The following is a 21,218-nucleotide window of genomic DNA, read 5'->3' as shown; positions in this document are numbered from 1 at the left end:
CCCGCTGGGCCGGCCCGCCGGCATACCCGAACGGCCCCTCGGTGCGCACCGAGGGGCCGTTCGCGTGGGTGGGTCAGGCCTTCTTGGTGGCCCTGCGCGCCGGTGCCTTGGCCGCCGACTTGGCTGCCGACTTCGCAGCGGTCTTGCGCGCCGGTGCCTTGGCCGCCGACTTCGCAGCGGTCTTGCGCGCCGGGGCCTTGGCCGCCGACGTGGTGGCCGTCTTGTTGGTCGCGGCCGCGGCGGCCGTGCGCTTCGCCCCGGTGGCACGCTGCGGGGTGCGGGCGCTGCGGGCCAGGATCGGGGCGAGGAACTGGCCGGTGTAGCTGTCCTCCACCCGGGCGACCTGCTCGGGCGTCCCCTCGGCGACGACCCGACCTCCGCCGTTGCCCCCCTCGGGACCCATGTCGACGATCCAGTCGGCGTTCTTGATGACGTCGAGGTTGTGCTCGATGACGATGACGGAGTTGCCCTTGTCGACCAGCCCCTGGAGCACCTGGAGCAGCTTGCGGATGTCCTCGAAGTGCAGTCCCGTGGTCGGCTCGTCGAGGACGTAGATGGTGCGCCCGGTCGACCGCTTCTGCAGCTCGGAGGCCAGCTTGACGCGCTGGGCCTCGCCACCGGAGAGCGTGGGAGCCGGCTGTCCGAGCCGGACGTAGCCGAGCCCGACCTCGTTGAGGGTCTTCATGTGCCGCGCGATGCCGGGGACCGCGGCGAAGAAGTCCGCAGCCTCCTCGATGGGCATGTCGAGCACGTCGGCGATGGTCTTGCCCTTGAAGTGCACCTCGAGCGTCTCGCGGTTGTAGCGCGCACCGTGGCAGACCTCGCACGGCACGTAGACGTCGGGGAGGAAGTTCATCTCGATCTTGATGGTGCCGTCGCCGGAGCAGGCGTCACAGCGGCCACCCTTGACGTTGAACGAGAACCGGCCCGGCTGGTAGCCGCGGATCTTGGCCTCGGTCGTCGTGGCGAACAGCTTGCGGATCGCGTCGAACACGCCGGTGTAGGTGGCCGGGTTGGACCGCGGGGTGCGACCGATGGGGCTCTGGTCGACGTGGACGACCTTGTCGAGGTTGTCGAGGCCCTTGACCGTCTTGTGCCGGCCCGGCACGTGACGGGCGCCGTTGAGCTTGTTGGCCAGCACGTTGTAGAGGATGTCGTTGACGAGCGTCGACTTGCCCGAGCCCGAGACCCCCGTGACCGCCACCAGGTTGCCGAGCGGGAAGGTCACGTCGACCCCGTGGAGGTTGTGCTCGCGGGCTCCCACGACTGTGACCTCACGACCCTTCTCCTGCGGGCGACGCACCGCCGGCATCGGGATCTCCAGACGGCCGGACAGGTACTTGCCGGTGATGGAGTCGGGGTGCTCCAGCAGACCCTGGACGGGACCCGAGTGCACCACGACACCACCGTGCTCCCCCGCGCCCGGGCCGATGTCGACCACCCAGTCGGCGGTGGCGATGGTGTCCTCGTCGTGCTCGACGACGATGAGGGTGTTGCCGAGGTCGCGCAGTCGCGTCAGCGTCTCGATGAGGCGGTGGTTGTCGCGCTGGTGCAGCCCGATGCTGGGCTCGTCGAGGACGTAGAGGACGCCGACCAGGCCCGACCCGATCTGGGTCGCGAGCCGGATGCGCTGGGCCTCGCCACCGGACAGGGTGCCGGCCGGTCGGTCGAGCGAGAGGTAGTCGAGCCCGACGTCGAGCAGGAAGCCCAGCCGCGCGTCGATCTCCTTGATCACCCGCTCGGCGATCTGTCGCTCGCGCGCCGTGAAGTCGACCTCCTTGAGGAACTTCGCGCAGTCGGCGATCGCCAGGCCACAGATCGCGGAGATGCTGCGGCCACCGATGTGCACCGCCAGCGACTCCGGCTTGAGGCGGGCACCACCACACTCGGGGCACGGCACCTCACGCATGAACCCCTCGTAGCGCTCCCGGCTCCACTCGGAGTCCGTCTCGGAGTGGCGCCGCTTCACGAACGGCACGACACCCTCGAACCCGGTCGTGTAGGAGCGCTCGCGGCCGTAGCGGTTCCGGTAGCGGACGTGCACCTTGTAGTTCTGGCCGTGGAGCAGCGCTTCCCTCGCTCGCGCCGGAAGGGCCTTCCACGGGGTGTCCATGCCGAACTTGAGGTCCTCCCCGAGGGCCGTCATGACCCGCTGGAAGTACTCGGCCGACCCGCTCGTGGAGGCCCACGGGGCGATGGCGCCCTCGGCGAGGGTGAGGTCCTCGTCGGGGACCAGCAGCTCGGGGTCGACCTCGAGCTCGGTGCCGAGGCCGGTGCACTTCGGGCAGGCGCCGAACGGGCTGTTGAACGAGAAGGAGCGCGGCTCGACCTCGTCCATCGACAGCGGGTGGTCGTTGGGGCAGGCCATCCGCTCCGAGAAGCGGCGCTCCCGCTCGGGGTCCTTCGGGTCCTTGTCGACGAACTCGACCACGAGGACCCCGCCGGCGAGCCCGAGGGCGGTCTCGACGGAGTCGGTGAGGCGCCGCTTCGCCCCCGTGTCGTCGCCCTTGGCGACCAACCGGTCGACCACGACGTCGATCGTGTGCTTGATCTGCTTCTCGAGCTTGGGGGGCTCGGTGAGGGACACGACCTCGCCGTCGACCCGGGCGCGCGAGAAACCCTTGCTCTGGAGCTCGCCGAACAGGTCGACGTACTCCCCCTTGCGGGCCCGCACGACCGGCGCGAGGACCTGGAACCGGGTCTTCTCGGGCAGCTCGAGGAGCCGGTCGACGATCTGCTGCGGGCTCTGGCGCGTGATCGGCTCACCACAGACCGGGCAGTGCGGGCGCCCGGCACGGGCGAACAGCAGGCGCAGGTAGTCGTAGACCTCGGTGATGGTGCCGACCGTCGAGCGCGGGTTGCGGTTGGTCGACTTCTGGTCGATCGACACCGCCGGGGAGAGCCCCTCGATGAAGTCGACGTCCGGCTTGTCCATCTGGCCGAGGAACTGGCGGGCGTAGGCCGACAGCGACTCGACGTAGCGGCGCTGGCCCTCGGCGAAGATGGTGTCGAACGCCAGCGAGGACTTGCCCGACCCGGACAACCCGGTGAAGACGATCAGCGAGTCGCGAGGGAGCTCGACCGACACGTCGCGCAGGTTGTGCTCACGGGCACCCCGGACGATGAGCTGGTCGTGCTGGTGGCGGCGGGCAGGCACGGCTGAAGTCACGCGCTCCATCGTAGGTGGCCGCACCGACAGCGCTCACCAGACCGCCCCCGGGGCTTCGCGCGCACGGCGCACAGCCGCGGCATACAGTCGGCGCATGGCCCCCCACGCGCCCACTCCGATCGAGGAGTACGCCCTGCTCGGCGACACCGAGACCGCCGCCCTGGTCAGCCGGGCCGGGTCGATCGACTGGCTCTGCCTGCCGCGCTTCGACTCGACGGCGTGCTTCGCGGCCCTCCTGGGCACCCCTGAGCACGGGCGGTGGCTGCTCGGCCCCGTCACAGGGGCCCGCAGCACCCGGCGCTACGTGGAGAACTCGTTCGTCCTCGAGACCGTCCACGAGACCGACACGGGCGCCGTGAAGGTGCTCGACCTCATGCCGCTGGGAGACGGCCGGGCCGACATCGTCAGGAGTGTCCAGGGACTGCACGGCACGGTGACGATGCGGCACGAGTGGATCGTCCGGTTCGACTACGGCAAGGTGCGCCCCTGGGTGTCGCACGGCACGGGTCACCGGCTCGACGGCGACGTCATCACCGCAGTGGCCGGTCCGGACATGCTCGTCCTGAGGGGCAGTCGGCTCCCCAAGGCCCGCGACGGACACCACGAGGACGAGTTCGAGGTCAACGCCGGCGAGACCCACACCTTCTCGATGACCTGGTCCCCGTCGTTCGAGCCGGTCCCCCCGCCCCTCGACATCGACTCGCGGATCGCGGAGACCATCGAGGTCTCGAACCAGTGGGCGGACCGCTGCGACTACCAAGGTCCCTACCGCGAGCTCGTGGTGCGCTCGCTGCTGACCCTGCGGGGGATGACCCACTCGCGCTTCGGCGGGATCGTGGCGGCCCCGACGACCAGCCTCCCCGAGGACTTCGGGGGTGAGCGCAACTGGGACTACCGCTACTGCTGGCTGCGGGACGCCTCCCTGACCCTCGAGGCGCTGCTCGCGTCGGGCTACGTGGACGAGGCCCGGCTGTGGCGCAACTGGCTCCTTCGTGCCGTGGCCGGTGATCCCGAGGACCTGCAGATCATGTACACGATCAACGGCTCGCGCCGGCTGCCGGAGCGCACGCTCGACCACCTCCCCGGGTATGCCGGCTCGACACCGGTGCGGATCGGCAACGCCGCGGTCGACCAGCGCCAGTCCGACGTCCTGGGCGAGGTGATGATCGCGCTGGACGAGGCCAGAGCCAGGGGGCTGGAGGTGTCCACCCAGTCGTGGGCCATGCAGAAGGTGCTGGTGGAGGACCTTGCCCGGCACTGGCAGGAGCCCGACAACGGCCTCTGGGAGATCCGCGGACCGATGCGCCACTTCACCCACTCCCGGGTGATGGTGTGGGCGGCTTTCGACCGGGCCGTCCGCGGCGTGGAGAAGTGGGGCCTGCACGGTCCGGTCGAGCAGTGGCGAGAGCTGCGTGACCAGGTCAAGGAGGAGATCCTCTCGAAGGGCTTCGACGCCCAGCGCAACACCTTCACGCAGCACTACGACACCACCGAGGTGGACGCGTCGCTGCTGCTCATCCCACTGGTGGGCTTCCTGCCGCCCGACGACCCACGGGTGCTGGGCACCGTCGCCGCGATCGAGCAGGACCTCCTGCGTGAGGGCTTCCTGCTCCGCTACCGCACCCAGACGGGCGTGGACGGCCTCGCGGGTGACGAGCACCCGTTCCTGGCCTGCTCGTGGTGGCTCGTGAGCGCGTATGCCGTGTGCGGACAGGTCGCGAAGGCCCGCGAGCTGATGGACCGCCTCGTCACCCTGTTCAACGACGTCGGCCTGATCTCGGAGGAGTACGACCCGCACGAGAAGCGGATGGTCGGCAACTTCCCCCAGGCCTTCTCGCACCTCACCTTCATCGGCGCCGCCCATGCCCTCGCCGAGGCGGAGGCCAGGGGCGCCGCCCAGCCCGGGGGTCAGCTGCCGTGACCGCGCCCGACCGGTCCCTCGAGGACGACCTGGCCGCCGTGCGGCGCCACACCGCGCTGTTGGTCGAGCACGCCGGCACCATGGCGGACGTGCGGGCGCCCTCGCTCTGCGAGGGCTGGACCCGGGCGCACGTGCTGACCCACGTGGCCCGCAACGCCGAGGCGATCCAGCGGTTGGCGCAGTGGGCCGTCGACGGCGAGGCCAGGCCGATGTATCCCGGGGGCACCCGGGGTCGGGACGCCGCGATCGAGGACGGTGCCGGCCGGCCCGGCCCGGTCTCGCCCGCCGACCCGCGCCTCGCCGGCGCCTTCGTGGACGACCTCGTCAGCACCGCCGACGCGCTGGACCCCCACCTGGCCGCCCTCGGGGGGCCACTCGCCGTGGACGAGGTCGAGATGCGGGGCGGGCTGAGGGTCCCCCCACTGGTGCTGCCACTGCTCCGCCTGCGCGAGGTGGTCTTCCACCACGTCGACCTCGACGACGGGTTCTCCTTCGCGGACGTCGAGCCGGACCTGCTGCACGACTTCCTCGACGACGCCGCCCGCCGCCTGGCGGCGACCGCGGACGCCCCTGGCCTGCAGCTCGTCAGCGACGAGGGCGACCAGTGGGTGGTGGGCGACGGAGCCGTCACCGTGAGCGGACCGCGCGCCGGGCTGCTGCTGTGGCTGGCCCGGCGGGACCCGCGCGACATCACGGTCCGGGCTGGCGCTCTGCCGGTCCTCCCCCGCGGGTCCTAGGTCCACGCGGGAGCGGCGCCCTTCAACCGGCAGGGACCGCAGCTCCGGTGATGCCCGCGCGGCGGGCGATCGCCACCGCGGCCAGGGCGGAGTGCACCTTGAGCTTGTGCAGGATGCTCTGCACGTGGGTGCGCACGGTGTTCGGAGACACGTGGAGGAGCAACCCGATCTCGGTGCGGCTCATGCCCTCGACGAGGCACGCGAGGACTTCCAGCTCGCGGCTCGTGAGCTCACGGATGCCCTGCACGTGCTCGACGGTGGTGTGCTGCCCGCGGGAGAGGGACACGAGCACCTCGGCCAGGAGGTCGGCCGGGATGCGGGTCTCACCGCGGGCCACCCCCCGGATCGCGTCGACGAGGGCCTCGGCGGTCTCGGTCTTGGTGACCCACCCGCGGACGCCGAGCTGCACCGCCTCGACGATCTGGTCGCCGGCCTCGGCGCCCGTCGCGACGACGATGCCCAGCGTCGGGTCCTGGGACAGCGCCTCACGAGCCAGGGTCAGGCCGTCCTCACCCGCGAGGGCGAGGTCGAGCACCACCACGTCGCACTCGACCTCCTGGAGCCGGCGCAGGCCCTGCGCGACGCTGGTGGCGGCACCCTGGACCACGATGTCGGGGTAGTCCCCGAGGCAGAGGGCCAAGGCGTCCACGAACACCTCATGGTCATCCACGAGCAAGACGCGCACAGGGGCTGGCATGCTCCCCAGCGTCGCGTACCGCCCCGGTGCACAGAACACGCCAGTGCCGGAGGGGCGCCTACGTCAAAAGGGTGATGGGACTAGTCCCGTCCCCCTGGACACAGGCGCCACTCCCGACCCTGCCGCGCACGGCGGGGCCGCGCACGGCGGGGCGAGACCGCGTCGGGACCGCGTCAGCGCAGGTGGACCGGCCACGACTCGTGCGAGCCGTGGGCCGACATCAGGGCAGCCGCCTGCAGCCTCGAGTGGACCCCGAGCTTGGTCAGCAGGTTCTGGACGTGCGTCCTGGCCGTGCTCCGCTGGACCCCCAGCGAGGACGCCATCTCCTCGGTGGTCTGGCCGTCCATGATGCACCGCATGACCTGCCACTCACGGTCGGTCAGGAACTGCAGTGCCCAGAGCGGGTCGTCCGTGGACTTCTGCGGGCGCAGGGCGCGCTGCAGCAGCGACGGCTCGACGGCCAGCTGGCCACGCACCGCGCGGTCCAGCATCTCGACGATCTCGACGATCGGCTTCTCCTTGCCGACGTAGCCCGACGCACCCTCCGCGATGGCCCGGCCGACGATGCCGTGGTCCGCCTCGGCGGAGAGCATCACGACCTTGGTCTGCGGGGAGATCTCGCGGATCTCGTGGATGGCCGACACGGACGTCCCACCGGGGAAGTTCACGTCGAGCAGGCACACGTCGGGACGGTGCATGGCGACCGCGCTGACGGCCTCCTCGGGCGTCCCCGCGAGGGCGACGACCTCGTGACCACGGGCGCCCAGCGCGAGGCCGAGGGCCTCGAGCAGGAGCAGGTGGTCGTCGCAGACGACGATCCTCATGACGCCACGCGCCGGAGCTCGGCCTGGGCGAGGCAGATGTCGGCCACGGCCCCACCGTCCTCACCGGCGTAGAGCCGGAACGACCCGTGGCAGGCAGCCACCATCGCCCGGGTGGTGGTCAGCCCGAGTGACGTCCGCGAGGTGATCTTGCCCAGCCCCGGCCCGTCGTCGGTGACGGTGAGGTGGATGCCCTCACGGTCGGTGTAGGTCTCGACCCGCACGTGTCCCCCGTCACCGGCGGCGCGCACGGCGTTGTCGAGCACGCAGGCCAGGGCCCGGCTCAACGCCACCGGGCGGGCCCAGACCTCGAGGCCCTCGACCACGTCGATGCTGATCGGACAGTGTGCCGTGGCCCGGGCCCGGACCACGGCCCGGTGGGCGATGGCACCGACATCGGTGGTGGTCACCTCGTCGGCGGCGGCCTCGCTGAGGCTCGTCTCCACGAGCTCGGCGAGCCAACGCGCCTGACCGGCGATACCGTCCATCTTGCGACCGACGTCACCGCCTTCGGTGCCGGCAAGCAGGAGAATCGCCGCGAGCGGTTGCCGCAAGTCATGCAGCAACGCGCGTACGGTGTCGATCTCCCCTCCAGCGACTGGGCGCTGGTGATCTTCGAACAAAGCAGCCATGTAAGTCCCTCACAACCCCGCAGACCGAAGACCAGCACCCCCTGTGAGGTCTCCTTGTGGTTCGCGACGGGTCAAAGGTATGAGTTCAAAAAGACGGGCAGCAATAGTCATTAGGGACTAGGTGACCTCACCAATACATGCCGGTTGCCTGCTCTCACCGTGGGGTGCTTCACATGCCCTGCGACGGCGCCGTGAATGTGAACGGTCTAAGTGAAAATCGGTGGTCAGACCTTCTCGCCATTTGGATGACTTGTGTCTGACCCGTGGTCCACAACGCATATCTTTCGGCCGGGAGTGGTATTGAAGGTCGCCGTCCCCCCGACGGTGGCTAGAGTCCCCCACCATGACCACGCGGACCCCGGCCCGGCCGCTGCTCCTCGTGCTCACCGCCATCGTGTCGGTGCAGTTCGGTGGCGCGCTGGCCGCCACGCTCGTCCCCGAGATCGGGGCCGGCGGTTCGGTCACCCTGCGGCTCGTGTTCGCCACGGCCATCCTCTGGGCGATCGCCCGGCCCCGCCTCCGCGGACACGGCCGCACGGCGTGGCTCACCGTCCTCGGGTTCGGGGCCGCCCTCGGCCTGATGAACCTGGCGTTCTACTCGTCCCTGGCGCACCTGCCGATCGGCGTGGCCGTGACCGTCGAGTTCCTCGGGCCGCTCGCCCTCGCGACGGCGCTGTCGAGACGGCTTCGTGACCTGGCTGCCGTCGCCGCGGCCGCGATCGGCGTGGTGCTGATCTCCGAGGCCCTCGACACGCCCTTCGCCGACATCGAGTGGACCGGGCTGGGACTCGCGGCGCTCGCGGGAGCCTGCTGGGCGGCATACATCCTCGCGAGCGGTCGCGCCGGTCGGGAGTTCCCGAAGCTCGAGGGACTCGCGCTGGCGATGGCGGTCGCCCTCGTCGTGACCCTGCCGTTCGGGGTGACGAGCGTCGCGGACTGGACCGGCGAGGCGGTGGGCAAGGGGCTCGGCATCGCCGTGCTGTCGTCGGTGCTGCCGTACTCGCTCGAGCTGGCCGCCCTGCGGACGCTCAGCGCGCGGGTGTTCGGCATCCTCCTCAGCCTCGAGCCGGCCGCTGCCGCCCTCGCCGGGCTCGTCGTCCTGGGCCAGCGGCTCGGCCCCCTCCAGCTCCTGGGCATGGCCCTGGTGGTGCTGGCCAGCGCCCTGGTGATGGGCGCCGGCCAGCGCAGAGACGCCTACCCGGACGAGCGTGCCGACCCGGCCCGGTCAGGAGGTTGAGAGCCGCTCGCGCTCGTCCTTGCGCGACTTCCAGAGGCTCGCGACGGTGGTAACGCCGAGGATGACCACGATGGCACCCAGCGACACCGAGATCGGGATGTCCGGAGCCGCGGTCACGTGCTCGCCACCGTTGATGAACGGCAGCTCGTTCTCGTGCAGGGCGTGCAGCACCAGCTTGACGCCGATGAAGGCGAGCAGCACGGCCAGGCCGAGGCTGAGGTAGACCAGCTTCTTGAGCAGGCCGCCGATGAGGAAGTAGAGCTGGCGCAGACCCATCAGCGCGAACAGGTTCGCGGTGAGCACCAGGTAGGGCTCCTTGGTGAGCCCGTAGATGGCCGGGATCGAGTCGAGCGCGAAGAGCAGGTCGGTCGTGCCCAGCGCCATGATGACGATGAACATCGGGGTCGCCAGCTTCTTGCCGTCGATGTGGGTGAACAGCTTGGCCCCGTCGTACCGGTCGGTGGCCGGGAAGCGCTTCTCGACCCATTTCATGAAGCGGTTCTCCTCGTACTCGTCGTCGTCGGTCTCCCCCTCCCTGCCGAGCTTGACCGCGGTGTAGATGAGGAACGCGCCGAAGATGTAGAAGACCCACGAGAACTGGTTGATCGCGGCGGCCCCGACGGCGATGAAGATGCCGCGCAGGATGACGGCGATGATGATGCCGATCAGCAGGGCCGACTGCTGGAGCTTCTCCGGCACCCCGAACCTGGCCATGATCAGCAGGAAGATGAAAAGGTTGTCGACCGACAACGAGTACTCGGTCAGCCAGCCGGCGTAGTACTCAGTGGCGAACTTGCCGCCGGCCTGGTCGTGGGTGAAGTACCAGATGCCGAGCCCGAACAGCAGGGCCGCGCCGATGTAGAAGGCCAGCGCGAGGCTGACCTCCTTGGTCGTGGGCACGTGCGGGCGGCGCGCGATGATGAAGACGTCGAACAGCAGGACCGCGGCCATCAGGCCGACGGTGAGGTACCAGACCCAGGTGGGGACTTCCATCTGGGTGGCGGTGGTCGCAGCGAATGCGGTCACAGGAGAACCTTCCGGTCACAACGAGGTGGCCGGAGGTCTCTCCCGCCCCGTGAGGTGCGGACCGGCTCCCCGGGTCGGTATGCCGCGCGGCCGGGTGAGCCGGTGCGACGAGCGACCGTGATGACGAGGACACCGCGTGGGGATACTCCCCTCCGATGTACAAAACAACACTACACGGAGGGGGCCCGCCCTCCGATGAACATCGTTAGTGTCCCAGACTTTTCGCCACGCGCCCAACTCGGGCCGGGCGGGTCTCAGTGCGCGTCGGGTCGGCGGCTCTTGGGGAGCTTGGCGACGACGGTCTCGTAGGAGGCGTCGACCGCCTCGCGCAGCTCGTCGGCGGGGATCGCGCCGCCCAGGCGCAGGGTGTTCCACCCGGACCGCCCGATGTAGGGCATCACCGACGCGTCCTCGGGGTACTGCAGGAGCCATTCGTCGGCCTCGGCGCGGGTCGCGCCACACTTCAGCCCGACCGCGTCGCTGCCCAGGAAGGCGAAGATCTTGTCGGCCACCTTGGCGACGAAGTCGCCCTCCCAGGGCTGGTCTGCCCAGGCCCCCGGCTTGGCCAGGCAGTAGTCGCGCAGGGCCTCGGCGTCGAACGTCGTCACAGGAGCGACGGTAGTAGGCACACCGCGCGGTGTCGTCTGTCCGCAAACGACCCCTACTGGGTCGCAGCGGACATTTGCCGCAGTTCCTTCTTGAGGTCGCCGATCTCGTCACGCAGCCGGGCCGCCAGCTCGAAGTGCAGGTCGGCGGCAGCCTGGTGCATCTGGGTGGACAGCTCCTGGATGAGGTTGGCCAGGTCGGTGGCGGGGAGGTTGCGCAGCCGGTCGGTGGCGACGCCCGCATCGGCCTGCAGGGCGCCGCGCCCACCCCGGCTGGCGTTCTTGCCGCGCGACTGGCTGCGACCCGACCCGAGCAGCGCCTCGGTGTCGGCATCCTCACGCTGGAGGAGGTCGGTGATGTCGGCGATCTTCTTGCGCAAGGGCTGCGGGTCGACCCCGGCCTCGAGGTTGTACGCGATCTGGATCTCGCGCCGACGCTGCGTCTCGTCGATCGCCTCCTGCATGGACGGCGTGATCTTGTCGGCGTACATGTGGACCTGGCCGGAGACGTTGCGGGCGGCGCGACCGATCGTCTGGATGAGCGAGCGGGCGGAGCGCAGGAAGCCCTCCTTGTCGGCGTCGAGGATGCTGACCAGCGACACCTCGGGCAGGTCGAGTCCCTCCCGCAGCAGGTTGATGCCGACGAGCACGTCGTACTCGCCCATCCGCAGCTCGCGCAGCAGCTCGACGCGGCGCAGGGTGTCCACCTCGCTGTGCAGGTAGCGAACCCGCACTCCCTTGTCGAGGAGGTAGTCGGTGAGGTCCTCGGCCATCTTCTTGGTCAGCGTCGTCACCAGCACCCGCTCGTTGACCTTGGTGCGCTCGCCGATCTCGTGGAGCAGGTCGTCGATCTGGCCCTTGGTCGGCTTGAGCACGACCTCGGGGTCGATCAGGCCGGTGGGGCGGATGATCTGCTCGACGATCCCCTCGCTCTGCGCCAGCTCGTAGGGGCCGGGGGTGGCTGACAGGTAGACGGTCTGCCCGATCCGGTCGAGGAACTCCTCCCACCGCAGCGGGCGGTTGTCCATCGCCGAGGGCAGCCGGAACCCGTGGTCGACGAGCTGCCGCTTGCGGGACATGTCGCCCTCGTACATCGCCCCGATCTGCGGCACGGTGACGTGGGACTCGTCGATGACGAGGAGGAAGTCCTCCGGGAAGTAGTCGAGCAACGTGTTGGGGGCCGTCCCCCGGCCTCGACCGTCGATGTGCATCGAGTAGTTCTCGATGCCCGAGCACGACCCCACCTGGCGCATCATCTCGATGTCGTAGGTGGTGCGCATGCGCAGCCGTTGGGCCTCGAGCAGCTTGCCCTGCTTCTCGAAGGCGGCGAGCTGGTCGGCCAGCTCGAGCTCGATCCCCCGGATGGCCCGCTCCATCCGCTCGGGGCCGGCGACGTAGTGCGTCGCCGGGAAGACGTACATCTCCTGCTCCTCGTGGATGATCTCGCCGCTGACCGGGTGGAGGGTGTAGATCCGCTCGATCTCGTCGCCGAAGAACTCGATCCGGACGGCCAGCTCCTCGTAGACCGGGATGATCTCGACCGTGTCGCCGCGCACCCGGAAGGTGCCCCGGGTGAAGGCGAGGTCGTTGCGGGTGTACTGCATCTGGACGAACCGCCGCAGCAGGTCGTCGCGGTTGACCTCGGTGCCGACCCGCAGCCGGGCCATCCGGTCGACGTACTCCTGCGGGGTGCCGAGGCCGTAGATGCAGGAGACCGAGGCCACCACGATGACGTCGCGGCGGGTCAGCAGCGAGTTGGTCGCGCTGTGGCGCAGCCGCTCGACCTCGTCGTTGATCGAGGAGTCCTTCTCGATGTAGGTGTCCGTCTGCGGGATGTAGGCCTCGGGCTGGTAGTAGTCGTAGTACGAGACGAAGTACTCGACCGCGTTGTTGGGCAGCAGCTCCCGGAACTCGTTGGCGAGCTGGGCGGCCAGGGTCTTGTTGGGCGCCATCACGAGGGTCGGGCGCTGCACCTGCTCGATCAGCCACGCGGTGGTCGCGGACTTGCCGGTGCCGGTGGCGCCGAGCAGCACGGTGTTCTTCTCCCCCGCCCGGATCCGCGTCGCGAGGTCGGCGATGGCGGCGGGCTGGTCACCGGCGGGCTGGAACTCGGACACCACCTCGAACGGGGCGACCGTGCGCTGCAGGTCTGTCGTGGGACGCATGCGTCCAGCGTAGGCCGACCCCCTGACACCGCCTGTCTCAGGATGCGGTGAGACGGTCTGCACGCGGGACCGCCCCAGGCGTACGACTGGACGATGGCCGCGGCGACGAGTCCTCCGGGCACGACCGGTTCCGCTTCCGGAACCGGCGTGGGAGCCGGTCGTCGGTGGGCGATGCTCGGCGTCAGCACGCTTGCCCAGACCGCCAGCGCGGTCGCCCTGCACGGGCCCGCGTTCCTCATCCCCGTCCTGCACACGCGCGAGGGGCTCTCCCTGGCGGCGGCGGGCCTGGTGAGCGCCGCACCGATGGTCGGCGTCATGCTCACCCTCGTCGCGTGGGGTGTGGTCGTCGACCGCTGGGGTGAGCGACGGGCGCTCCTCAGCGGGCTGGCTGTCACCGCCCTGGCCGCCCTGGCCAGCACCACGGCCCACGGCCCGGTCGGCTGGTGCGCCTGGCTGTTCGTCGCCGGCGCGGCTGCAGCCAGCGCCAACGCTGCCAGCGGACGGATCGTGGTCGGCTGGTTCCCGGCTGGCCGTCGCGGGCTCGCCATGGGGGTCCGTCAGATGGCACAGCCCCTCGGCGTGGCCGTCGCCGCGCTGAGCATGGCCGTCCTGGCCGAGCAGCGCGGCATACGGGTCGCCCTGGCGGTGCCCGCAGCCGCTGCCGCCCTGGCGTGCGTGGCCGTCGCCGTCGTCGTCACGGACCCGCCTCGGCCGCCACGCACCGTCGACACGGCCCGCAACCCCTATCGCACCGATCGCACGCTGGCCCGGGTGCACGGGGTCTCGATGCTGCTCGTCGTGCCGCAGTTCCTGGTGTGGACCTACTCGCTCGCGTGGCTGGTCACCGACCGGGACTGGTCGGCTGCCTCCGCGGGCACGCTCGTCGCGGTGACGCAGGTCTGCGGCGCCCTCGGGCGCATCGCCGTGGGGCACCTCTCCGACCGGGTCGGGAGCAGGATGCGACCCCTGCGCTGGGTCGCGGCCGCCGTGGTCGTGACGATGGCCCTGCTCGGCACGGCCGCCCACGAGGACTGGGGGGTCGCCGTCCTCCTGCTGCTGGTCGCCTCCACGGTCACCGTGGCCGACAACGGGCTCGCGTTCACCGCCGTGGCCGAGCGCGCCGGACCGTTCTGGTCGGGGCGCGCCCTCGGCGTGCAGAACACCGGCCAGTTCCTCACCGCTGCGGCCGTGCCCCCGCTCGCGGGCGCCCTCGTCACCTGGACCGGGTATGCCGTGACGTTCGCCTCCGCGTCGCTGTTCGCCCTCGTCGCCCTGCCGCTCGTCCCGGTGCGGCACGAGCAGGATCCGCGCGCCGGCTGACCTCCCACGAGGAGGGTCGGCAGCGCGCCACGTCACGGATCGGTCGCTGGCCTGTCTCATCCAGTGACCGGGCAGGGACAAACCGGTCCGAAGGCGCCCGCCGGCGACGGACGACACCCCCGTCGCCGGCGGGTCCCGGGCCCCTCCCGTCGGGGGTCGCCCACAGTCCGTCGTCTCCCAGCGGACTCGCAGGTGGCACCGAGGCTTCGTGCAGCGTCCCGTGGTGCTCTTGCAGGGTGCGCGGTGCTCGCCCCTTTCACGCCCTGGTTGCCGCCGGCCTGCTGGTGGTGGTCACGGCGTGCTCTTCGGGACCGGCCGGTGCCCCGCTGCCGGCCGCTGGCACGCCCACGCTGTCCACCGCGCAAGCCCCCGCCGAGAACGAGCCGTCGGCCACCGCACCCGGCGTGTTGCCCGCCACCCTCCCGGGCGTGATCGCGCCCCGCTGCGTCAATGCGCCGCCGGGGTGGCTGGGCCGCGAGCTCGCCCGCCGTGGCCGCATCGAGGTCCCCGGCCAGCGCCAGTCGCCGAAGGGCCAGAACCCCCTGGTCCAGGGCTACCTCGACCGGACCTATGCCGCGTGCGGCGAGCACCTCGGCGTCCACCTGGCGGCCGTCGCGCAGACCCGGGTCGTCGTCGAGGCCATCCGCGTCGGGGCGTACCGCGGCGGCTTCACGGGCCGTCTGGTCTGGCGCTCGGCACCGATCGTCGCCCACCGACAGGCCACCTTGCCGAGCCAGCCGCACGTGACCCAGGACAACGCCTGGCCCACGAGTCTCTCCATCACGCCCGACGCGAGCTGGTCGCCCGGGCTCTACCTCATCCGCTTCCGCCCGCTCGACCGCCTCGCCTCCGAGAGCTACCAGCCGCTGTACGTGCTCACCAGCGGCGACCGCGCGGCCTACCTCGCGATCGGAGCGGACCTCACCCAGCTGGCCTACAACAGGGCCGGCGGGACCAGCCTCTACTTCGGCCAGGGCGCCACGACCGCCGCGCGGCACGCGAACCGCGCCTACGTCGCCTCGACCCACCGGGCCCTCGCCGGCGCTGGCATCTCCCAGCTGCTCGGGATGGACGTCCCCCTCGCCGTCTACCTCGCCCGACACCACATCACGGTCGACTGGACTTCCGACATGTCCCTGGATGCCGCCCCGACCCAGGTGAACGGCTACTCGACGATCATCATCCCCGGCCACAGCGAGTACTGGACGCGACGCAACTACGACACCCTGAACACGGCCGTGGCCCACGGGACCAACCTGGCCGTCCTCGGCGCGAACGAGCTCTACTGGCAGACCCGCGTGCGACGCGATGCCCAGGGCAACGTCGCCTCGATGACCGTCTACCGCGACACGACGCTCGACCCGGCCACGGCGCCTGCCGACAAGACCACCCAGTGGCGCGACGCACCGCTCAGGCGCGACCCCGCGTCACTCACCGGCCTGGGCATGTCCGGCACCGACATCGTGGGCGACGCGACGGTGGTCTCGGCGCCCTCGTGGTTGTTCCGCGGCACCGGGGTCGGCGTGGGTGACGTGCTCCGGCACGTCTACGGCAACGAGGGCGACGGGGCGATGGACCCCCACACCCCGGCCAACGACGAGATCCTGTTCCGGTCCGTCGCGACGACGAGCGGTCACAAGACAGCACTGTTGGCCACGGCCTACCACTCGACACCCAGTGGCGCGGGTGTGTTCAACGCCGGCACGACCGAGTGGCTCTGCGGCATCGTCAACGAGTGCGCGACGACGACACGCACACCGCTGGTCCGGCGGGTCCTCGACCAGATCACCGCCAACCTGCTGGAGGCGTTCGCCCAGCCCCGGGCGGGTCTGCGCCACCCGTCGACGGCCGGCGGGTGAGTCGTCGCCGCGCCCGTCAGCGCAGCCACCACGTGACGCCGAGCACCGCCCCACCCACCGCGGCGAGCACGGTCACCGCGGCCACCCGCACCATCGGGGGGAACGGCGAGTAGCCACGGCTGTCGTCGCGCAGCTGGGCGAACCGCCGTCGCACGGCCACCACCAGCACGACACTGAAGCCCATCGCGACGGCACCCGCTCCCGCCTGCAGGGGTCGGTCGGTCCGCAACGCCACGAGGGCCACCGGCACCATCGCCACCATCGCCGTGACGGCCGTGCGCTGCGAGGCCAGGGCGGTGCGCTCGGGCTGGAGTGCCTCGCGGTTCGGGATCGGGCTCACCGGCGCGCGACCTCCACCACCGCCAGGACGAGGGTGAGGAGGCCGAGGACCACCACACCTCCGGCCAGCGCCACCAGCGCCCCCGGTGCGGGCAGCGGCAGGCGCAGGCGCAGCGCCCGTTCGACGCGAGCCCAACCGGTGACGGCCCGGACGGCCAGGGCTCCCCCGCCGATGCAGGCGGCGGCGCCCACCAGTGCGGCCCACGCCGGGAGCGTCGACAGGCTCGCCAACGACACGAACGCGACCCCTCCACCGACCAGGGCCAGGGCGGTGCGCATCCACGCCAGCGCGGTCCGCTCGTTCGCCAAGGAGGCTCGAGGGTCAGGTTCCTCACCGACGTCGTAGACCCGTGCCGGCCTCCGGTGCTCAGCCACCCGCCGGCTCCCACCCGGTGTGCGACGCCCAGTCCTCGACCCGGTCGTGGACGGCGTCGAACCACGGCTCCTTCGCGTCGGCGTACTCCTCCCGCGTCGCGGCGCCGTCCGCGAGCCGGAGCTTCTCGGCGGCATACTCCTCGCGCGCCTCGGGCACCGCTCGCATCCAGTCACGGAACATCAGCGCCCAGCGCCAGCCGGGGCTGCCGACCTGCCGGACGTGCACGTTGGTCGCGCGCCCCGGGTCGCTGCTGCCGTGGAACCGCTTGGGCCACGGCGTGCCGTCCTTGGAGCGGTCTTCGGCCGTCGCCGTGGGGCGCGGGAAGCCCGCCGCAGCCAGCCGGTCGACAAGGGCCTGGTCGTCGGCGTCGGAGAGTGACCGCACGCCGACCTGCAGGTCGATCACGTCCTTCGCCGCCAGTCCCGGCACCGCGGTGCTGCCGATGTGGTCGGCGGTCACTGCCAGGTCGCCGAAGGCGAGGGAGAGCCTCGCCAGCAGGCGCGCTGCCTGCGCCGGCCAGGTGGGGTCGCTCGGCACGAGCTCGGGTCCCCCCGGGCGCGGGGCCCGGCGGCCCAGCCGCACGTTCTGCTCGAACGGCACGAGCCGTGACTCCCAGAGCTCGTCGACGGCGGCCAGGAGGTCGTCCTGGCCCCCGTCGTTGGCGATCCAGACGTCGGCCGCGGCCCGGCGCTGCTCGTCACTCGCCTGAGCCGCGATCCTGCTGCGGGCGTCGGCCTCGGTCATGCCGCGCGTGCGCATGAGGCGCTTCACCCTCGTCTCCTCGTCGGCACCCACGACGACCACCAGGTGGTAGCCGGGGCCGTAGTGCTTCTCGACGAGCAGCGGCACGTCGTGGACGACCACCGCGTCCTCTGGCGCACCCGCGACGAGCTCGCGGGTGCGCTCGGCGATGAGGGGGTGGGTGATGGATTCGAGGTCGCGGCGAGACGCCTCGTCGGCGAAGACGAGGGCTCCGAGAGCCGGGCGGTTCAACGCGCCGGCATCGTCGAGAACGGCGTCGCCGAACCGGTCGACGATCGCGGCCAGGCCGCGACTTCCCGGTGCCACCACCTCACGGGCCAGGACGTCGGCGTCCACCACGACAGCCCCGTGAGACGAGAACCGTTGCGCCACAGTGGATTTCCCGGATCCGATGCCTCCCGTGAGGCCGACGCGCAGCATGGCCACCACCCTAGCCGGACGCGGGGCGCGCGGTGGCGTGGCAGCCGGGTCGGGGGCGCAGTCGTCCCCGCCTAGTCAGCGAGGCGGGGCGGGAAGCCGCCGGTGGCGACCGGGCCCCACCGGGTGGGGGTGATCCGCAGGATCGACTTGTCCTGGTCGACCATCGCCTGGCGGTACTCGTCCCAGTCGGGGTGCTCCCCCGAGATGTTGCGGAAGTACTCGACCAGCGGCTCGACCGACTCGGGCGCATCGATCACCTCGCACTCCCCGTCGACCTGCACCCAGGCACCGCCGAAGTCGTCCGAGAGGACGAGCACGGACACCTCGGGCCGCTTCCGAGCGTTGGCTGTCTTGGCGCGGTCGCGATAGCTCGAGATGACGATCCGACCGCTGTCGTCGACGCCACCCGTGACCGGCGAGGCCTGCGGCCGACCATCAGCCCTGCTGGTGATGACGAGCATGTGGTGACGGGGTCTCACGAAGTCGAGGAGCCCGTCGAGGTCGACGCGGGTGTTGGTCGCGATGGTGCGTGCCATCCCCCGAGCCTAGACACCCGGGCTGCGGCGCGCCCCCGCTGCCGCGACGAGATCGCGTGGACGCACCTTCACGTGCCACCACACCGCGACGGCACAGGCCACCAGCCCCAGCCCGCTGACGCCACGGACCACTGCGACGTACAGCAGCATCTCGGTCTGCGTGCCGACGAGCAGGGCCGGCACAGCGAAGGCCAGTGCGCAGACCACCGGCGCCGCCGCGAGCAGGGTGCGCACCGTCACCCGCTCGGGCTGCGTGGCGCGAGGGGGTCCGCTGCCCCGTGACCCCAGTGCCTCGGGGCTGCGAAGACAGTGGGCCAGGACCACCGCACACCCCACCAGCCCACTGGAGTACTGCGCCAGCTTGAAAACCGGGAGCCCGACGTCCGCCGTCAGGAACGGGACCCGCTCGACGGCCCACCCATTGGCATGGGTGAACGAGTCCCAGACGAGGTGGGTCAGGGCGCCCAGCACCACGCACGGCACCGACCAGAGGGCGTCGCGTCTCGTCATCGCCGGCGGCACGGGGAGCCTCCTGCGGACAGCAGCCGGCGCGAGGTCGCGCACCACGGGTGCGGCGACCACTCTCCAGAGCCCCACGAAGAGCAGGCCCAGCGCGAGGTCGAGGGTGACGAGCCCGGTCAACGAGTGGGACAGGTTGCGGTCGCTGCGAATCGGCACGAAGTAGAGGAGGTCCGGCACCATCGATCCGATGACGAGGGCCGAGGGGACCACCCATCCCGGCCGCCGCCGGCCCACCCAGGGCAGGACCGCTGCCACGTGAGCGGGCGTGAACGGCACCCGGGCACCTTAACCCGGAGGGTTGTATGCCGCGTAGTCGACGCGCGTCACGGGTCGGGTCATCAGCTGCGCCATCGGCTCGACCTGCACGGCGGTGCAGCCACCCCCACGGGTCTCGTCCCGGGGACAGCGAGAGGCCCGGCCCCCTCGTGGGGACCGGGCCTCTGGCCGGGTGCGAACCGGGCCGGCCACGCGGCATACGAGGTATGCCGCGTGGCGCGGGCTCAGTTGCCGGTGAGCTTCTCGCGCAGTGCGGCGAGGGCCTCGTCGGAGGCCAAGGTGCCCTCGGACGCCGGAGCGGCCGGGCGGCTGCTGCTGCCCGAATCACTGTCGGACGCCGCAGCGGATGAGCCCGAGTCGGACGAGTAGGACGTCGCGGCACCGGCGTTGGCAGCTGCCTCGGCGTCGGCCTTGGTGGCCTCCTCGACCTGCGTCTTGTGGGCCTCCCAGCGGGTGTGGGCCTCGGCGTACTGCTTCTCCCACTTCTCACGCTGGGCGTCGAAGCCCTCGAGCCACTCGTTGGTCTCCGGGTCGAAGCCCTCCGGGTACTTGTAGTTGCCGGCCTCGTCGTACTCCGCGGCCATGCCGTAGAGGGTCGGGTCGAACTCGGCCACGGGCGCGCTGTCGTCGTTGGCCTGCTTGAGGCTCAGCGAGATCCGGCGACGCTCGAGGTCGATGTCGATGACCTTGACGAAGATGTCGGAACCGACCGTGACGACCTGCTCCGGCAGCTCCACGTGGCGCTCGGCCAGCTCGGAGATGTGGACCAGGCCCTCGATGCCGTCGTCCACGCGGACGAACGCACCGAACGGGACCAGCTTGGTGACCTTGCCCGGCACGACCTGACCGATCGCGTGGGTGCGGGCGAAGTGCTGCCACGGGTCTTCCTGCGTCGCCTTGAGCGACAGGGAGACGCGCTCGCGGTCCATGTCGACGTCGAGCACCTCGACGGTGACCTCGGTGCCGACCTCGACGACCTCGGACGGGTGGTCGATGTGCTTCCAGGACAGCTCGGAGACGTGGACGAGACCGTCGACTCCGCCGAGGTCCACGAACGCACCGAAGTTGACGATCGAGGACACGACGCCGGAGCGGACCTGCCCCTTCTGGAGCTCCTTGAGGAACGTGGTGCGCACCTCGGACTGGGTCTGCTCGAGCCACGCACGACGCGACAGGACCACGTTGTTGCGGTTCTTGTCGAGCTCGATGATCTTGGCCTCGATCTCCTTGCCCACGTAGGGCTGGAGGTCGCGGACGCGACGCATCTCCACGAGCGAGGCGGGGAGGAAGCCGCGCAGGCCGATGTCGAGGATGAGTCCACCCTTGACGACCTCGATGACGGTGCCGGTGACGACGCCATCCTCTTCCTTGATCTTCTCGATCGTGCCCCAGGCGCGCTCGTACTGCGCACGCTTCTTGGACAGGATCAGACGACCTTCCTTGTCCTCCTTCTGGAGGACCAGGGCCTCGACCTCGTCGCCGACCTTGACGACCTCAGAGGGGTCGACGTCGTGCTTGATCGAGAGCTCGCGGGAGGGGATGACACCCTCGGTCTTGTAGCCGATGTCGAGCAGGACCTCGTCCCGGTCGACCTTGACGATGACACCCTCGACGATGTCTCCGTCATTGAAATCCTTGATCGTCGCATCGATCGCGGCGAGCAGTTCTTCCTCGGTGCCGATGTCGTTGATGGCAACCTGAGGGGCGGTCTTTTCGACCGTGCTGGCAGTCATGTAGTAGGAACTCCGATGGTGGACAGTGAATAGAAGGTGTTGGTTGTGCTCACGCGGATCGAGCC

General features: G+C 70.7%; 18 protein-coding genes. 5 read left to right on the top strand and 13 right to left on the bottom strand.

All coding sequences use genetic code 11. The features are described from left to right. Positions 1-73: 73 nt before the first annotated feature. The gene (gene uvrA, locus AC1DX8_RS02100; RefSeq protein WP_477628249.1) at positions 74-3,178 is read right to left on the bottom strand and encodes an excinuclease ABC subunit UvrA; all 3,105 of its coding nucleotides are present in this window, start codon (positions 3,176-3,178) and stop codon (positions 74-76) included. An 85-nt stretch (positions 3,179-3,263) separates the two neighbouring features. Here uvrA and AC1DX8_RS02095 point away from each other — a divergent pair, with 85 nt between their 5' ends. Then, positions 3,264-5,090, top strand: coding sequence for a glycoside hydrolase family 15 protein (locus AC1DX8_RS02095; protein WP_477628248.1), 1,827 nt, complete (start codon positions 3,264-3,266; stop codon positions 5,088-5,090). Further along, positions 5,087-5,827, top strand: coding sequence for a maleylpyruvate isomerase family mycothiol-dependent enzyme (locus tag AC1DX8_RS02090; protein ID WP_477628247.1), 741 nt, complete (start codon positions 5,087-5,089; stop codon positions 5,825-5,827). The genes AC1DX8_RS02095 and AC1DX8_RS02090 overlap by 4 nt, the downstream gene beginning before the upstream one ends. Before the next feature lie 22 nt (positions 5,828-5,849). Here the strand turns inward: AC1DX8_RS02090 and AC1DX8_RS02085 are convergent, their stop codons facing one another. The 3 genes from AC1DX8_RS02085 to AC1DX8_RS02075 form a co-directional block, all read right to left on the bottom strand. Next, complete coding sequence (locus AC1DX8_RS02085) at positions 5,850-6,524, bottom strand: response regulator (RefSeq protein ID WP_477628246.1); 675 nt, start codon at positions 6,522-6,524, stop codon at positions 5,850-5,852. A 173-nt stretch (positions 6,525-6,697) separates the two neighbouring features. Beyond that, positions 6,698-7,348 carry a response regulator gene (locus AC1DX8_RS02080; RefSeq protein ID WP_056921120.1) on the bottom strand — a complete coding sequence of 217 codons (651 nt, stop codon included), beginning with the start codon at positions 7,346-7,348 and terminating at the stop codon, positions 6,698-6,700. Continuing rightward, entirely contained in the window at positions 7,345-7,911 is a 567-nt protein-coding gene (locus AC1DX8_RS02075; RefSeq protein ID WP_477628245.1) for a sensor histidine kinase, read from the bottom strand. The genes AC1DX8_RS02080 and AC1DX8_RS02075 overlap by 4 nt, the downstream gene beginning before the upstream one ends. A gap of 409 nt (positions 7,912-8,320) precedes the next feature. Here AC1DX8_RS02075 and AC1DX8_RS02070 point away from each other — a divergent pair, with 409 nt between their 5' ends. Further along, positions 8,321-9,214, top strand: a complete 894-nt coding sequence (locus tag AC1DX8_RS02070) for an EamA family transporter (protein WP_477628244.1) — start codon at positions 8,321-8,323, stop codon at positions 9,212-9,214. Here the strand turns inward: AC1DX8_RS02070 and AC1DX8_RS02065 are convergent. The 3 genes from AC1DX8_RS02065 to uvrB form a co-directional block, all read right to left on the bottom strand. Beyond that, positions 9,203-10,207, bottom strand: coding sequence for a TerC family protein (locus tag AC1DX8_RS02065; RefSeq protein WP_477628473.1), 1,005 nt, complete (start codon positions 10,205-10,207; stop codon positions 9,203-9,205). The genes AC1DX8_RS02070 and AC1DX8_RS02065 overlap by 12 nt on opposite strands. 287 nt (positions 10,208-10,494) lie before the next feature. Further along, positions 10,495-10,848, bottom strand: coding sequence for an MmcQ/YjbR family DNA-binding protein (locus tag AC1DX8_RS02060; RefSeq protein ID WP_477628243.1), 354 nt, complete (start codon positions 10,846-10,848; stop codon positions 10,495-10,497). Positions 10,849-10,901: 53 nt separating this feature from the next. Then, the gene (gene uvrB, locus AC1DX8_RS02055; RefSeq protein ID WP_477628242.1) at positions 10,902-13,010 is read right to left on the bottom strand and encodes an excinuclease ABC subunit UvrB; all 2,109 of its coding nucleotides are present in this window, start codon (positions 13,008-13,010) and stop codon (positions 10,902-10,904) included. A 147-nt stretch (positions 13,011-13,157) separates the two neighbouring features. On the opposite strand from uvrB, the gene AC1DX8_RS02050 reads away from it, so the two are divergent. Both AC1DX8_RS02050 and AC1DX8_RS02045 read left to right on the top strand, forming a co-directional pair. Continuing rightward, entirely contained in the window at positions 13,158-14,330 is a 1,173-nt protein-coding gene (locus tag AC1DX8_RS02050) for an MFS transporter (RefSeq protein ID WP_477628241.1), read from the top strand. 428 nt (positions 14,331-14,758) lie between these two features. Next, positions 14,759-16,189, top strand: coding sequence for a N,N-dimethylformamidase beta subunit family domain-containing protein (locus tag AC1DX8_RS02045; protein ID WP_477628240.1), 1,431 nt, complete (start codon positions 14,759-14,761; stop codon positions 16,187-16,189). 16 nt (positions 16,190-16,205) lie between these two features. Here the strand turns inward: AC1DX8_RS02045 and AC1DX8_RS02040 are convergent, their stop codons facing one another. The 6 genes from AC1DX8_RS02040 to rpsA form a co-directional block, all read right to left on the bottom strand. Continuing rightward, a complete protein-coding gene (locus AC1DX8_RS02040; protein WP_477628239.1) occupies positions 16,206-16,529 on the bottom strand; it encodes a DUF202 domain-containing protein in 324 nt (107 codons plus the stop codon). After that, on the bottom strand, positions 16,526-16,903 hold the full coding sequence (locus AC1DX8_RS02035; protein ID WP_477628238.1) for a YidH family protein: 378 nt from the start codon (positions 16,901-16,903) through the stop codon (positions 16,526-16,528). Before AC1DX8_RS02035 ends, AC1DX8_RS02040 begins: the two co-directional genes overlap by 4 nt. After that, positions 16,896-18,086 (bottom strand): dephospho-CoA kinase, encoded by a 1,191-nt coding sequence (gene coaE / locus AC1DX8_RS02030; protein WP_477628237.1) that lies wholly within the window; start codon positions 18,084-18,086, stop codon positions 16,896-16,898. The genes AC1DX8_RS02035 and coaE overlap by 8 nt, the downstream gene beginning before the upstream one ends. Positions 18,087-18,157: 71 nt before the next feature. After that, a complete protein-coding gene (locus tag AC1DX8_RS02025) occupies positions 18,158-18,622 on the bottom strand; it encodes a PPOX class F420-dependent oxidoreductase (RefSeq protein WP_477628236.1) in 465 nt (154 codons plus the stop codon). 9 nt (positions 18,623-18,631) lie between these two features. Next, positions 18,632-19,420, bottom strand: coding sequence for a DUF4184 family protein (locus AC1DX8_RS02020; protein ID WP_477628235.1), 789 nt, complete (start codon positions 19,418-19,420; stop codon positions 18,632-18,634). A 224-nt stretch (positions 19,421-19,644) separates the two neighbouring features. Continuing rightward, complete coding sequence (gene rpsA, locus AC1DX8_RS02015; protein ID WP_477628234.1) at positions 19,645-21,153, bottom strand: 30S ribosomal protein S1; 1,509 nt, start codon at positions 21,151-21,153, stop codon at positions 19,645-19,647. Positions 21,154-21,218 lie beyond the last annotated feature (65 nt).

It is taken from the genome of Pedococcus sp. P2_A3, from assembly GCF_056405035.1.
The sequence above is the reverse complement of the archived record's forward strand: the minus strand, read 5'-3'. Positions and strand labels throughout refer to the sequence as shown.

What these genes read in the sequence shown, in the direction of transcription:
- AC1DX8_RS02025 (WP_477628236.1), bottom strand. Translation starts at nt 18,622, where the DNA reads ATGGCACGCACCATCGCGACCAACACCCGCGTCGACCTCGACGGGCTC.
- coaE (WP_477628237.1), bottom strand. Translation starts at nt 18,086, where the DNA reads ATGCTGCGCGTCGGCCTCACGGGAGGCATCGGATCCGGGAAATCCACT.
- uvrA (WP_477628249.1), bottom strand. Translation starts at nt 3,178, where the DNA reads ATGGAGCGCGTGACTTCAGCCGTGCCTGCCCGCCGCCACCAGCACGAC.
- rpsA (WP_477628234.1), bottom strand. Translation starts at nt 21,153, where the DNA reads ATGACTGCCAGCACGGTCGAAAAGACCGCCCCTCAGGTTGCCATCAAC.
- AC1DX8_RS02095 (WP_477628248.1), top strand. Translation starts at nt 3,264, where the DNA reads ATGGCCCCCCACGCGCCCACTCCGATCGAGGAGTACGCCCTGCTCGGC.
- AC1DX8_RS02070 (WP_477628244.1), top strand. Translation starts at nt 8,321, where the DNA reads ATGACCACGCGGACCCCGGCCCGGCCGCTGCTCCTCGTGCTCACCGCC.
- uvrB (WP_477628242.1), bottom strand. Translation starts at nt 13,010, where the DNA reads ATGCGTCCCACGACAGACCTGCAGCGCACGGTCGCCCCGTTCGAGGTG.
- AC1DX8_RS02080 (WP_056921120.1), bottom strand. Translation starts at nt 7,348, where the DNA reads ATGAGGATCGTCGTCTGCGACGACCACCTGCTCCTGCTCGAGGCCCTC.
- AC1DX8_RS02065 (WP_477628473.1), bottom strand. Translation starts at nt 10,207, where the DNA reads ATGGAAGTCCCCACCTGGGTCTGGTACCTCACCGTCGGCCTGATGGCC.
- AC1DX8_RS02085 (WP_477628246.1), bottom strand. Translation starts at nt 6,524, where the DNA reads ATGCCAGCCCCTGTGCGCGTCTTGCTCGTGGATGACCATGAGGTGTTC.